The organism is Pseudomonas sp. MDV22-iso1 (genome assembly GCF_058145095.1).
This window is the reverse complement of the sequence record NZ_JBYVMF010000027.1, coordinates 66,448-79,520: the sequence shown is the minus strand read 5'-3', so window position 1 is coordinate 79,520 and position 13,073 is coordinate 66,448. Positions and strand designations below refer to the sequence as shown.

Here is a 13,073-nt window from a genome sequence, read left to right as displayed (position 1 = left end):
CTCCGGTCCTGCTCCGTGGGCCCGCCGCGATCGGCCATCCATGGCCGTGCGCGGCCTTCCGAGGGGGCAAGAAGATCAAAAGCAGATCCAAAGCAGATCCTAAGCAGATCCAAAGCAGATCAAAAGCAGATCAAAAGCCATCGCCAGCGAGCTTTGTTCCTGCAGATACATCTCTAGCTCACGGCACAAAAATCACTTTATCCGCACTTCCACGATCCACTTCCGCATACCGCTCCACACCTTCCGACAACGGCGATTCGAACAACCCCTGCGGCAACGGCAGCAAGTCCTGATCGAAGAACTGGCCGAACTGGTCAAGCATGGCGGCGCAGGCCTGGACGCCGTAAAGCAGGGAGTTGATGCCTACCACCGAGCCACCTTTGCGGTACAAGCCCAACGCTGGCAACTGGACCAGCCCATCCACCGGCGCAGCGATGATTGCGATTCGTCCGAAGGTCGCCAATGCTGTCACCGAAGCCGGTAGCCAGAAGCCTGTGGTGTCGAAGATCACGTCCGCACCACCGGCATACACGGCATTCACTTGCTCGCCCAACATTTCGGGCTTGTCCAGCTGCAGCGTCGAATAACCCTGCGCCTGCAATGCCTTGACCTGTTCGGGCCGACGCGCCGCCGCCAGTACCTGGGCGCCGCGCACTTTGGCCAGCGCCAATGCCGCACTGCCCACCGCGCCGCCGCCGATCACCAGCAATCGCGTATCGGCCGTCACCAGACTGCGCTCCAACGCATCCCACGCCGTGGTGTACGGCACGCCGAGGCTGGCGGCCTGGGCGAAGGACAGGTGGGTCGGTTTGCGTGCGACGCCATTGGCCGGCAGTTTCACGAATTGCGCATGAGAGCCATCGGCGAAAAAACCCAACTCACGCCCCGTGCCCCAGACCTCCTGGCCTATCAGTGCCTGCGGACCTTGCACAACGATGCCGGCGAAGTCGCGGCCGGGAATGCGCGGCAGCGTGGTGTAGGGAAAACGCCCCAGCACATTCTTCACATCGCTGGGGTTCAGGCCGGCGGCTTTGATTTCGACCAGCACCTCATCAGCGCCGGCAACAGGGGCGGGAATCTCAACATAGCGAAGGGCCGAAAGGTCGCCCGTTTTGTCGAACTGCAGTGCGTTCATGGAAGGTGTCCAGTTTTGAAGGAACAGAATTCAAGAGATCCAGCCAGCGATCAGTTGCCGCCCCAGCGGCCACAACTGCTCTCCGGCGAGCATGCCGAGCAGGCCTAACAGCGCAATCGCGGGCGGTGCTGGCGAACGAAAATCCAGCGCGCCGTACAGCAGGCCGACGCCCAGACCGATCACAATCGAGATGAGGTAATTCATGGCAGCATCCAGGCGTTTAGATAAGCCTGAAGTCTATAAGCGGGTCACGTCGCGTATCGGCCAAACGCTTCTGAATCTCGGCCAAACGATCAATCCGGACGCTGGCTTGCGCAAAACTGTGAGGGGGCGACACCCAGCTCCCGACGGAACATGTCGCTGAAACTGCTCGGCGAATAGCCCAGCTCCCGTGCAATCGCGCTGACCGGTACACCCTGAATCAATTCCGCCACCGCCGTCGCCAGTTGGACCTGCCGCCGCCACTCGGCGAAGCCCATGCCCAGGCCGTCCTTGAATAATCGCGCCAGAGTGCGCACGCTGGCACCGACGTTTTCCGCGTACTGTTCGAAGGGAACGTCCAGCGAGGGATTGGCCATGACGGCCTGGCACAAGCTCATCAGGCGCCGGTCGGAATCGTCCGGCAGCGGTATTTTCAGCAGGGATCGCCCGGCTCGCCTAAGCTCCAACAACGCCAGGTTCACCAGCGCCTCGTAATACTCGGGGGCGCCGTCCTCACCCTGCTCCACCAGCCTGACGATCAACTCACGCAGCAACCCACCCACTTCGATCACCTGGACCGTGTCGTCCAGCGTCGCCGCCAATGAAGGGCGCAGGTAGATATTGCGCATCTGCAAGTCCGAGACCACACGAATGCCATGGGGCACGCCCGGCGGCAGCCAGACCGCGCGCTGCGGCGGAACCACCAGCGCCTCATGCGGCGTTTCGACCCACATGACCCCACTCATCGCATACAGCAACTGGCCCCAGACATGGTCGTGGGGCTCGATGAATAGCCCGCGCGGATAGGTGCGCGCGAGCGGTTGCACGGGCACATCGGTATCACTCAGATCTGGGGGCGCGGCGAGGGCCATGGGCAATGATCATTGGGGTTTTCAGGAGATGCATGTTAACGAGCGAACAGTCAGGCCGCCACGGGTCACAGCCGTCTGACAATCCGACTGAATTTTCCGCGACGCCCACGATCCTTTTAATACCACAGGGAGGAATACGGGCTTTATGAACAACGCAAAACTATTCGTCATTGAGTACACCCTTCATGGCGCCCCCAAGTCTTTCATTATCCGTCTGGACAAGATGGACAACGCAGAGGCTTGGCATTGGGCAAGCTGTGACGCCGGCGTGGGTCGGATCCCGCGCTTTGGCCGAGAGAAGGTGCAGAAAACCAGCAAACCGATGGCGGAGAAATTCGGGGTCGAGAATGTGACCTGGCGACCCGCAGGCTAAGTATCAACAGGGGAGGGGAATTCAGACGACAGTGGAGCCAGGAAGGCTCCACTTTCTTTGGGCGACTGATCAGCTTTTGGCGCACTTGCAGCCTTTGGACGAGCATTCTTCGCCATGCTCATGATGCTTGGCACAGGCCTCGCAGCAGTAGTGCTTGCCGTGTCGCGCGATCGGATGTTCACCCAGCTTGCACTCGCATTTCGGGCAGTCGCAGGTATCGGTTTTGGTCACTGTCATGGTTTGACTCCATTGTTATGGTCGTCCGGGTGCGGCGGATGCACGCACTGACAGTGTAGGAGCTGCCGCAGGCTGCGATCTTTTGATCTTGTTCTTTGTTTCAAGATCAAGATCAAGATCAAAAGATCGCAGCCTGCGGCAGCTCCTACAGGGAATCGCGTTCCTACCCCAATCTTATTACGCGCTGCGGGTATTGCTGCGGTACATGAACAGCAACGCCAAGGCGAGGCACACCATCGCCAGGATACGGCTGCTGGACAACTCGATCGCCGGATTACCCAGCCAGCCGAAATTGTCGATCAACATGCCCATGCCCAGTTGCCCCACGATCACTGCCACCGTCGCCACTGCCGTACCCACCCGTGGTACCGCGCCGACCATGACCATCATGTAGACCACGCCGAACAACGCGCCACTGAGCTGCCATTTCGGCACGTCCAGCAGGCTCACCGCATGGGCCGGTTCGAAAAACAGAATCAGCAATCCGGTTACCACCGCGCCCACCACGAAGGTCAACAGGCTGCTGCGCAACACACCGACCGTTTCACCCAGACGTCCGTTGATCGCCGCCTGCACGCTCAACACCGCACCAGCAGCCACGACCACCGCCAACAAAATAATCAGACTCATCATTAACCCCTTGCGATCAGAACAAGTGCCGCAACAATCAGCAGCAAGGCCAGCCAACGTTCACCGTTGACCTTTTTACGCGCGGCGCCGAACCAGCCAAAATGGTCGATCAACACACTCTTGCCGACCTGCCCGGAAAGGATCGCGATCATGGTCATCGCAATGCCGATATGGGGTGTGGCCAGGGTCAGCACGATGACGTACATCGGCCCCAGAAAACCCCCGATCAATTGCCAGCGCGGCAAGGTGTTCAAGGCCGGTCCTTGTTGCGGGCCGCTGAACAACAGCAGCAAAAACAGAATCGCCGAGCCGACACCGAAGATGCTCAAGGTCGCCCACAGGTGCCCGACCTGAACCCCCAGCGGCCCGAGCAACCCGGCCTCCACGGAAAGGCCCATGCCGGCCAGAATCACCAGCGGCAACAGCAGCAGCCGAAGTCCTGGTTTGGTTGCAGGCGCTGGAACAACGCCAGCTTGTTCGATTGAAGAAGATTGCATAAGCAGTACCCGTGATCAGTTGGCCCAACCCGTGAGTGCGAGTCTGCTCGCTGCCACTGGGTGGAATAGGCGCGCATTATCGTCTGGCGATCCTTTGCGATAAATGGGAGCATCCGGACAACACTTTTGCGCAAACCGCACAGCAGGACATTCCCATGCAGGGCCTCAACGAGTTTGGTTTCAAGGCACTTCGACTTTTTGTCGCGGTGCTCGACCACGGCAGTTTTTCCGAAGTCGCCCGTCGCGAGGGCCTGGCGCCCTCTTCGATCTCCCGGCAAATCCAACTGATGGAGCAGGCCTTGAACCAGCAATTGCTCTATCGCCACACCCGCGCCGTCACGCCGACCGAAGCCGGACGCATGCTCGGGCATCACGCGCGGCTGGTACTGGTGCAACTGGAAGAAGCCGAACAGGCATTGCAGGAACAGCAAAGCGAGCCCAGCGGACTGGTGCGGATCAATGCGCCGGTGGTGTTCGGGCAGCGTCACCTGACGCCGTGGCTGGGGCAGTTATGCGAGCGCTATCCGAAGCTGCAACTGGATATCCAGCAGACCGACACTTACGTCGACCCGCTGCAGGAAGGCGCCGACCTGTTGTTTCGCATCGGCCCGCTGCACGACTCGAGCATGCAGGCGCGCATCCTGGCGCCCCATCGCTTTCAGGTGGCGGCAAGCCCGGCGTACCTGAAACGCCATGGCTCGCCGAAACACCCCGATGAGCTGGCTGCGCATCAGTGCCTTGCCTACAAAGGGGTCACGGGCCAGCAGCGCTGGTTTTTCCGCAAGGATCAACAGGACTGGACGCCCTACCCGGTCACCGGGCCGATCACAGGCAATCACGCCGACACCCTCACCCAGGCCGCCGAACAGGGACTGGGGCTGGTGATGTTTCCGTCCTGGCTGATTGGCGAAGCCGTGCGCAACGGCACGCTGGTGCCAGTGCTGGGGGACTATCAGGTGTCCAACAGCCTCGAGCCCCAGCAGATCGCGGTGCTATGGCCTGGCAGCCGACGGTTGTCGGTGAAGGTCAGGACGGTGATTGATTTTTACGTGGAGTGTTTTGGCGTGGTGCCGTATTGGGACAGGCCGTAACAGTTGCCTCCAGCCTCCGGCACCCCGGAAGACCTGTAGCCGCTGGCGAAGCCTGCGTAGGGTCGCGAAGCGGCCCCCCGATTTTCAAGCGGACATCACAGCTTCAGTCGAGCGCGACCCCGGGGTCAACGCAGCCTTCGGCAGCTGCTACAGGTGTGTGTGTGTGTGTGTTCCAAGGACATCCTTGGGTCAGATACGAAACTGTCCGACCAGCTTGCCCAACCGCTGTCCCAGGTCCGCAAGGCTGCGGGTGGTCTGCGCGCCGAGCTGGGTTTCGTCGGCGACGCTGTCCACGGCCACTGCGATCTGATGCACGCTGCGGTTGATCTCTTCGGCCACAGCCGTTTGCTCCTCGGCGGCGCTGGCGATCTGCGCGTTCATCGCATTGATGGTGGCGATCAGTTGCGCCATGGTGTCCAGCGACGCACCCGCTTCATTGGCCTGAGCGCTGGTGCCGTCGCCGGCTTCGCTGGAGCGGCGCATGGCGTCCACGGCGGACTGGGTGCCGGCCTGCAAGCGGTCGATCATGCTCTGAATTTCCTGAGTGCTGATTTGCGTGCGACTGGCCAACGCCCGCACCTCGTCCGCCACCACTGCAAACCCTCGGCCCGCTTCGCCAGCGCGAGCCGCTTCGATGGCAGCGTTCAGCGCCAGCAAGTTGGTCTGATCGGCAATCGAACGGATCACACCGAGCACACTGACAATCGATGACACGTCTTTCTGCAAGCTGTCGAGGGACACGCCGCTGCTGCGAATATCGTCCACCAACGCATGAATCTTGACGATGCTGCCAGCCACCACGCGCTTGGCCGCCTGGCCTTCTTCGTCGGTCTGCTGGGCTGCCACCGCCGCGTTTTGCGCGCTTTTCGCCACTTCCTGGGCCGCCGCCGACATCTCGTTGATCGCCGTGGCCACCTGATCCGTCTCATGGCGCTGACGCTCCATGGCCTTGTCCGAACGCTGGGCCTGATCGGACACCTGATTCACCAACCCGGTCAGTTGCGAAGTCATTTCGGTGATCTGCCGCACCAGCCCATGGATCTTGTCGACGAAGCGGTTGAACGAGCCGGCCAGTTCACCGAGTTCATCCTTGCTGGTGACGGTCAGACGGCGGGTCAGGTCGCCCTCGCCCGCCGCAATGTCGTCCAGGTTGGCTTTCATCAGGGTCAGCGGACGCAAGATGGTGTTGGCCAGCAACAGACCGGCGACGGCGATCACCAGCAACACCAGCAGCGCAATGCCGACAATGCTCAGCACTACGCCTTCCATCCGCTCGTGCACCTTGGCTTCGACCAGTGCAACCTGCGCTTCGATGCCATCGAGATTGACCGACGTGCCGACCGCCATGTCCCACTTCGGCAGGAATTCGGTGTAGCCGAGTTTGGGCACCAGCACTTGACTGTTACCCGGCAGTGGCGAGCTGTATTGCAGATAGTGGGTGCCATCCTTCGCGACCTTCACCAGGTCGCGGTTGACGTAGACGCCATTCGGATCGCGGTTGTCCTTGAAGCTCTGGCCGACGCCTTCCGGGCTGTTGGCCTTGAACAGGCGCACGGTGTTGGAGTCGTAGCCGAAGAAGTAGCCATCCTTGCCGTAGCTGATGCTCGACAGCAGCTTGACCGCCTGGGCCCGTGCCGCGTCATCGCCAGGGGCGGCAGCGTCGTAAAGCGGTTTGATCGCAGTCATGGCCACGGCGACGTAGCTTTGCAGGGTCGTCTTGGCGTCGCTGAGCAGACGCTGACGGGTTTCCTCGACTTCGTTGCGGGCCTGTTGCTGGAGAATGAACAAGGTGGTCAGGCTGATGACCAGCGCAAAGAGCAATACCGGGAGGACGGCAAGGGACAGGACTTTAGCCTTCAAGCTCATGCGCATGACGTTCACTCTTTTGATGTTATTGGCGTGGTTAAAGCTTTAACGGCACGCCAGGTCAAAAGTTGAATGCGGTCATTGTGGGAGTGTGGCGAGGGGATTTATCCCCTCGCCACACAGCCCCTGCATTTGTAAGTCAGAGCACCATCGCCGCCACCCAGCCAAACGCCAGCAACGGCAAGTTGTAGTGCAGGAACGTTGGCACCACGGTGTCCCAGATATGGTGATGCTGGCCGTCGATGTTCAAACCGGAGGTCGGGCCCAGGGTCGAGTCCGAAGCAGGCGAGCCCGCGTCACCCAAGGCACCGGCCGTACCGACGATGCTGATGATCGCCAGCGGACTGAGCCCCAGCTGCACGCACAACGGCACGAAAATCACCGCCAGGATCGGCACGGTGGAAAACGATGAGCCGATGCCCATGGTCACCAACAGGCCGACCAGCAACATCAGCAAGGCGCCAATGGCTTTGCTGTGGCCGATCCATGACGCCGAGGTTTCGACCAGCGATTGCACGTCCCCGGTAGCTTTGATCACTTCGCCAAAGCCGGACGCGGCGATCATGATGAAGCCGATCATGGCCATCATCTTCATGCCTTCGGTGAACAGGTCATCGGTGTCACGCCACTTGACGATGCCCGACACCGAGAAGATCAGAAACCCTGCCAGCGCACCGATGATCATCGAATCCAGCAGCAGCTGAATGACGAACGCGGCAACGATGGCCAGTCCCGCCACCATCAGGCTCAGCGGGTTGTATTGCACGGCCACCTGCTCGACCTGCTCGATCTTCCCCAGGTCGTAGACGCGTTTCTTGCGGTAGCTGAAGAACGCTACGGCGAGCCCGAACACCATGCCCAGCGCCGGAATACCCATGGCATGGGTAACGTTGATGCCGCTGATGTCCACACCACTGCGGGCGACGTTGGCCAGCAGGATTTCATTGAGAAAGATGTTGCCGAAGCCCACCGGCAGGAACATGTACGGCGTGATCAGGCCGAATGTCATGACACAGGCGATCAGCCGCCGGTCCAGTTGCAGCTTGGTCAGCACGTATAAAAGCGGCGGAACCAGCAAGGGAATGAAGGCGATATGTATCGGCAAAATGTTCTGCGAGGCAATGGCCACCACCCACAGCAAGCCGATCAGCAGCCACTTGACCCGGCCGCCCCCACTGGCGTGCTGGCGATCGACCATCGCCAGGGCCTTGTCAGCCAGCGCATGGGCCATGCCGGATTTGGCGATCGCCACGGCAAAAGCCCCCAGCAACGCATAGGACAACGCCACCGTCGCCCCGCCGCCGAGGCCGCTATTGAAGGCTTTCAGGGTGGCGTCGATGCCAAGGCCACCGGTCAAACCACCGACCAGGGCACCCACGATCAGTGCGATCACGACATGCACGCGGGACAGGCTGAGTATCAGCATGACGCCGACCGCGGCAATTACAGCATTAATCATCGTTACCTCAAGACAAGCGCAATGAGTTCAGCCGGCAGTCTGCAAAGAGCCGCCAGCGGATCATGAAATGGGTTTTATTAGAGGGCGCGCACTGTGCCGGACCGATGCCACCTTGTCAAAGCCAACACGACCGGCCTGGTCGCTGTAATGCCTGCCCGCCCTTGTAGCAGGCTAAACGTGCACGTCTCTTGTAGCAGCTGGCGAAACTTGTGGTGAGGGGATTTAGCGAAACGTCGCACCGCCCCGTTGGGTTGCGCAGCGGCCCCAAAATCTTTACGACTGCTGCGCAGCCGAACGGGGATAAATCCCCTCACCACAGGCTTCGCCAGCTGCTACAGGGTTTGGTGTCGCTTCTTATTTATCTGAATGGATCAAGAATCCAAAATCACTGCCGTTACAGAGCAATGCCGCAGATATTTATCGAATAAGGACGTCTCCATGTCACTCAGACAACTTTCCATTCAATGGAAAATCACCCTGCTGGCCGGGCTTTGCCTGGCGGGCATCGTGACCCTGCTGGTGGGTCTTTCGCTGTATCGCATGGAGCACAGCTCCGCGTTGGTGAAAGCCTCGAGCATGGAGATGCTCAACGAAAGCGCCCAGGCGCGGATTGAATCCCAGGGCGAAAACCAGGCGCTGGAGATTCGCCAGCAGTTCATGGACGCCTATCAATACGGTCACGGCTTTTCGCGTCAGGTGCTGTTTCTGCGCGACCAGGCCGAAAAACGCTTCCTCGACGCGTTCGATTTGCGTGAAGACCTGACCCGACAGGTCAAGTCGGCGCTGCAGGCCAACCCGGAGCTGCTCGGTCTGTCGCTGGTGTTCGAAGCCAACGCACTGGACGGCAAGGACGAACTCTTCGCCGGTCAGGCCGAATTGGGCAGCAACGACAAGGGCCGGTTCGCCCTGTACTGGTCGCAACCGACGCCGGGCAAGGTCACGTCCATGGCGCTGCCGGAAAGCGACATGGCCGACACCAGCGCCGGCCCCAGCGGCGAGCCGGCCAACGCCTGGTTCACCTGCCCGCGCACCTCGCTCAATCCCTGCGTGATCGAACCGTATTTCTACAAGATCGACGGCCAGAACGTGCTGATGACCAGCATCGTTTTCCCTCTGATGGTCAACGGCAAGGTCATCGCCTCGCTGTCGGTGGACATCAACCTCAACAGCCTGCAAGCGATCAGTCAGGGCGCGAGCAAGAAGCTCTATGACGGCCAGACGAACGTCAGCATCATCAGCCCGGTCGGTTTGCTGGCCGGTTACAGCCCGGACGCCAGCAAACTCAGCCAGCGCTTGGACACGGTGGACACCACCAGCGGCGCAGAGCTGATCCGCAGGCTGGCCGGCAGCAGCAAGACCGAAAGCCTGCACAGCAATCAGCAGTTGAAGGTGCTGGCACCGTTCCAGCCGATTCCCGGTGGAAAATCCTGGGGCGTACTACTGCAAGTACCGGAAAAAGTCCTGGTCGGCCCGGCTGAAGCTTTGGAAAAACAACTCGACGACAGCAACACCACCGGCACACTGCTGGAGCTTGGCCTGGGTGTTGTCGCCGCGTTGATCGGCCTGTTGCTGGTGTGGCTGATGGCGCGCAGCGTGACCAAACCGATTCTGGGTGTGGCGCGCATGCTCGAAGACATCGCCAGCGGCGAAGGCGACCTGACCCGCCGCCTGGCCTACGACAAGCAGGATGAACTGGGCCAGTTGGCCGGTTGGTTCAACCGCTTCCTCGACAAGCTGCAACCGATCATTGCCGAGGTCAAACGCTCGGTGCAGGACGCGCGCAGCACGGCCGACCAGTCATCCGCGATTGCGACACAAACCAGCGCCGGCATGGAGCAGCAGTACCGTCAGGTGGATCAAGTCGCCACCGCGTCTCACGAAATGAGCGCCACGGCTCAGGACGTCGCCCGCAGCGCAGCGCAAGCCGCTCAGGCCGCGCGGGACGCCGATCATGCCACCCGCCGCGGCCTGACTGTGATCGACCAGACCACCACCAGCATCGACAACCTCGCGGCCGATATGAGCGCAGCGATGGTGCAAGTCGAAGGCCTGGCGGCCAACAGCGAGAAAATCGGATCGGTATTGGAAGTGATCCGTGCCATCGCCGAACAGACCAACCTGCTGGCGCTCAACGCCGCGATCGAAGCCGCCCGTGCCGGTGAAGCCGGACGCGGGTTTGCTGTGGTGGCCGATGAAGTGCGCAACCTGGCACGCCGCACCCAGGAGTCGGTCGAAGAAACCCGCCTGGTGATCGAACAGCTGCAAAGCGGCACACAGGATGTGGTGGGCTCGATGAACAACAGCCATCGCCAGGCCCAGGGCAGCGTCGAGCAAGTCGGCCAGGCCGTGACCGCATTGCGCCAGATTGGCGACGCGGTCGCGGTGATCAGCGACATGAACCTGCAGATCGCCAGCGCGGCCGAAGAGCAAAGCGCCGTGGCGGAAGAGATCAACAACAACGTGGCGACGATCAGGGACGTGACGGAGTCGCTGTCGGGGCAGGCCAATGAATCAGCGCGGGTGAGCCAGTCCCTCAACAGCCTGGCGAATCAGCAGCAGGCCTTGATGGACCAGTTCCGGGTGTAACACAAATACTGCATCCACCGGCATTACCTGTGGGAGCGGGCTTGCCCGCGATGAGGTCATAACAGCCACCCTCTATGTGGGCTGTTACATTGTCATCGCGGGCAAGCCCGCTCCCACAGATTTCTCAGCAGCTATGAGATCAATGTCAGCGCTTGGGCAACTGAATCACCACCTTCAACCCGCCCCACTCGCTCTCCTCCAACCGCATCACCCCACCCCACGTATCCACGATGTCTCGCACGATCCCCAATCCCAGCCCATGCCCATCGGTCTGTTCGTCCAGTCGCGTGCCGCGGCTGAACACCTGGGCCCGCTGATCCTCGGGAATGCCCGGACCATCGTCTTCAACGCTCAACACAAATTCTGCCGCCGTCTCGACCACACTCAACCGCACCTCGGCATCCGCCCACTTACAGGCGTTATCCAGCAGATTACCCAGCAGCTCCAGCAGGTCTTCCCGATCCCAGGGCAACTGCAGCCCCTTGGGCGCGACATAGCTGAGGTCCAGGTGTTCACCGTGAATCATGTTGAGCGTGGCCAGCAATCCCGGCAATTCGGCATCGCAATCGAACAACGCCCCCGGCAGCGCGTCGCCGGACAATCGGGCGCGATTGAGTTCGCGGTTGAGACGTAGACGGACTTGTTCCAGTTGCTCCTGGAGTACTTTGCGCAATTGCGGGTGCGCATCGAGCTTTTCGCTCGATGCCAGGCTCAACAACACCGCCAACGGTGTTTTCAACGCATGGCCAAGGTTGCCCAGGGCATTGCGCGAACGCTTGAGGCTGTCTTCGGTATGAGCGAGCAAATGGTTGATCTGTGCCACCAGCGGCTCCAGTTCAACCGGCACCTGATCGTCCAGTTGCGAACGCTGACCCTGTTGCAACTGAGCGATCTGCTCGCGGGCTTTTTCCAGCGGGCGCAAAGCGCGGCGCACGGTGACCCGTTGCAACAGCAGAATCAGCAACAACCCCGCCAGACCGAGGCCCAAGCCCACTTGCTGCATGCGCAAAAAGCTGTCGCGCACCGGGGTGTAATCCTGGGCCACGCTGATGGAAATCGACTGCCCGAGCCGGCGATAGTCCGAGCGCAACACCAGCAACTGCTGCCCCTCCGGCCCCAATTGCAAATTGCTTTGCAGACCGGGCTGCTCAAGCCGCGGAAACTCCTGATCCCACAGCGAACGGGAGCGCCAATGGTTGTCGGCGAAGTCGATGCGAAAGTAATGCCCGGAATACGGCCGCTGATAAGCCGGCGACAAGTGTCGCTCATCCAGCTGCAAACCCTGGGGACCACGCACCAGCGCTACCAGCAGGCTCTCGCTGTCGTTGCGCAGCCCGGCTTCGAGGTAGCGCTGCAAACCCATTTCGAACAGCCACAAACTGGTCTGCGCCAGCACCAGGCCGACGATCACCATCACGCTGATCAGCCCCAGGCTCAAGCGGCGCTGGATCGACCTCACTTGGCTTGCCCGCCGAACAGGTAACCCTGGCCGCGGCGGGTTTCGATCACCGTGCGCCCGAGCTTGCGGCGCAGGTGGTTGACGTGGACTTCCAGTACGTTGGAATCACGCTCGGTTTCACCGTCGTAGAGGTGTTCGGCGAGGTGGCTTTTGGAGAGGATCTGTTCGGGGTGCAGCATGAAATAACGCAACAGGCGAAATTCCGCAGCGGTGAGCTGGATGTCTGCACCGTCACGGGTCACGCATTGGCGACCTTCATCCAGATGCAGGCCTGCCGCCTTGAGCGTCGGCTGGTTGGCCTGGCCGTGGGACCGACGCAGCAGCGCCTGAATCCGCAAGTGCAGTTCTTCTGGATGAAACGGTTTGGTCAGGTAATCGTCGGCGCCGGCCTTCAGGCCTTCGATGCGTTCGGACCAGGACCCGCGCGCTGTCAGGATCAGCACGGGCGTCGCCAAACCGCCTGCGCGCCATTGCGCGAGCACGTCCAGCCCCGGCAAACCCGGCAGGCCGAGGTCGAGGATGATCAAGTCATAGGGCTCGCTGCTGCCCTGATACACCGCATCGCGACCGTCCGCCAGCCAGTCCACGGCATAGCCCTGGCGATTCAATCCGGCCATCAGTTCATCGGCCAGGGGCACGTGGTCTTCCACGAGGAGCAAACGCATCG

General features: G+C 61.0%; 13 protein-coding genes and 2 pseudogenes. 4 read left to right on the top strand and 11 right to left on the bottom strand.

The annotated features are described in order from the left end of the window. Window positions 1-178: 178 nt before the first annotated feature. From AC3ZVB_RS24665 to AC3ZVB_RS24655, 3 genes are all read right to left on the bottom strand, one after another. Window positions 179-1,135, bottom strand: a complete 957-nt coding sequence (locus AC3ZVB_RS24665; protein ID WP_490147955.1) for a quinone oxidoreductase family protein — start codon at window positions 1,133-1,135, stop codon at window positions 179-181. Window positions 1,136-1,165: 30 nt separating this feature from the next. After that, window positions 1,166-1,339, bottom strand: coding sequence for a DUF1427 family protein (locus tag AC3ZVB_RS24660; protein ID WP_162440733.1), 174 nt, complete (start codon window positions 1,337-1,339; stop codon window positions 1,166-1,168). An 89-nt stretch (window positions 1,340-1,428) separates the two neighbouring features. Continuing rightward, window positions 1,429-2,208, bottom strand: coding sequence for an AraC family transcriptional regulator (locus tag AC3ZVB_RS24655; protein ID WP_490147954.1), 780 nt, complete (start codon window positions 2,206-2,208; stop codon window positions 1,429-1,431). A 145-nt stretch (window positions 2,209-2,353) separates the two neighbouring features. Here AC3ZVB_RS24655 and AC3ZVB_RS24650 point away from each other — a divergent pair, with 145 nt between their 5' ends. Next, on the top strand, window positions 2,354-2,581 hold the full coding sequence (locus AC3ZVB_RS24650) for a DUF6555 family protein (RefSeq protein WP_045060943.1): 228 nt from the start codon (window positions 2,354-2,356) through the stop codon (window positions 2,579-2,581). 69 nt (window positions 2,582-2,650) lie between these two features. Here AC3ZVB_RS24650 and AC3ZVB_RS24645 read toward each other — a convergent pair whose 3' ends face one another. From AC3ZVB_RS24645 to AC3ZVB_RS24635, 3 genes are all read right to left on the bottom strand, one after another. Continuing rightward, entirely contained in the window at window positions 2,651-2,818 is a 168-nt protein-coding gene (locus tag AC3ZVB_RS24645; protein WP_162440735.1) for a metallothionein, read from the bottom strand. A gap of 177 nt (window positions 2,819-2,995) precedes the next feature. Then, window positions 2,996-3,451: a DMT family transporter gene (locus AC3ZVB_RS24640; RefSeq protein WP_194692465.1), complete on the bottom strand. Its 456-nt coding sequence runs from the start codon at window positions 3,449-3,451 to the stop codon at window positions 2,996-2,998. Next, window positions 3,451-3,945, bottom strand: coding sequence for a DMT family transporter (locus AC3ZVB_RS24635; RefSeq protein ID WP_162440737.1), 495 nt, complete (start codon window positions 3,943-3,945; stop codon window positions 3,451-3,453). Before AC3ZVB_RS24635 ends, AC3ZVB_RS24640 begins: the two co-directional genes overlap by 1 nt. A gap of 155 nt (window positions 3,946-4,100) precedes the next feature. Here AC3ZVB_RS24635 and AC3ZVB_RS24630 point away from each other — a divergent pair, with 155 nt between their 5' ends. Continuing rightward, window positions 4,101-5,036, top strand: a complete 936-nt coding sequence (locus tag AC3ZVB_RS24630; protein ID WP_162440738.1) for a LysR family transcriptional regulator — start codon at window positions 4,101-4,103, stop codon at window positions 5,034-5,036. Between the two features lie 189 nt (window positions 5,037-5,225). Here AC3ZVB_RS24630 and AC3ZVB_RS24625 read toward each other — a convergent pair whose 3' ends face one another. From AC3ZVB_RS24625 to AC3ZVB_RS24615, 3 genes and pseudogenes are all read right to left on the bottom strand, one after another. Further along, complete coding sequence (locus AC3ZVB_RS24625) at window positions 5,226-5,981, bottom strand: methyl-accepting chemotaxis protein (protein WP_490147958.1); 756 nt, start codon at window positions 5,979-5,981, stop codon at window positions 5,226-5,228. Window positions 5,982-6,083: 102 nt separating this feature from the next. Next, window positions 6,084-6,902: pseudogene (locus tag AC3ZVB_RS24620) on the bottom strand (cache domain-containing protein); the annotation flags it as partial. A 139-nt stretch (window positions 6,903-7,041) separates the two neighbouring features. Continuing rightward, entirely contained in the window at window positions 7,042-8,358 is a 1,317-nt protein-coding gene (locus AC3ZVB_RS24615) for a Na+/H+ antiporter family protein (protein WP_490147957.1), read from the bottom strand. A gap of 369 nt (window positions 8,359-8,727) precedes the next feature. On the opposite strand from AC3ZVB_RS24615, the pseudogene AC3ZVB_RS24610 reads away from it, so the two are divergent. Both AC3ZVB_RS24610 and AC3ZVB_RS24605 read left to right on the top strand, forming a co-directional pair. Beyond that, window positions 8,728-10,089: pseudogene (locus AC3ZVB_RS24610) on the top strand (methyl-accepting chemotaxis protein); the annotation flags it as partial. 102 nt (window positions 10,090-10,191) lie between these two features. Beyond that, the gene (locus AC3ZVB_RS24605) at window positions 10,192-10,947 is read left to right on the top strand and encodes a methyl-accepting chemotaxis protein (RefSeq protein WP_490147956.1); all 756 of its coding nucleotides are present in this window, start codon (window positions 10,192-10,194) and stop codon (window positions 10,945-10,947) included. Window positions 10,948-11,092: 145 nt separating this feature from the next. On the opposite strand, the gene AC3ZVB_RS24600 is transcribed toward AC3ZVB_RS24605, so the two are convergent. Both AC3ZVB_RS24600 and AC3ZVB_RS24595 read right to left on the bottom strand, forming a co-directional pair. Then, window positions 11,093-12,406 (bottom strand): sensor histidine kinase, encoded by a 1,314-nt coding sequence (locus AC3ZVB_RS24600; RefSeq protein WP_162440741.1) that lies wholly within the window; start codon window positions 12,404-12,406, stop codon window positions 11,093-11,095. Continuing rightward, window positions 12,403-13,071 (bottom strand): response regulator transcription factor, encoded by a 669-nt coding sequence (locus tag AC3ZVB_RS24595; RefSeq protein WP_194692468.1) that lies wholly within the window; start codon window positions 13,069-13,071, stop codon window positions 12,403-12,405. Before AC3ZVB_RS24595 ends, AC3ZVB_RS24600 begins: the two co-directional genes overlap by 4 nt. Between the last annotated feature and the right edge of the window lie 2 nt (window positions 13,072-13,073).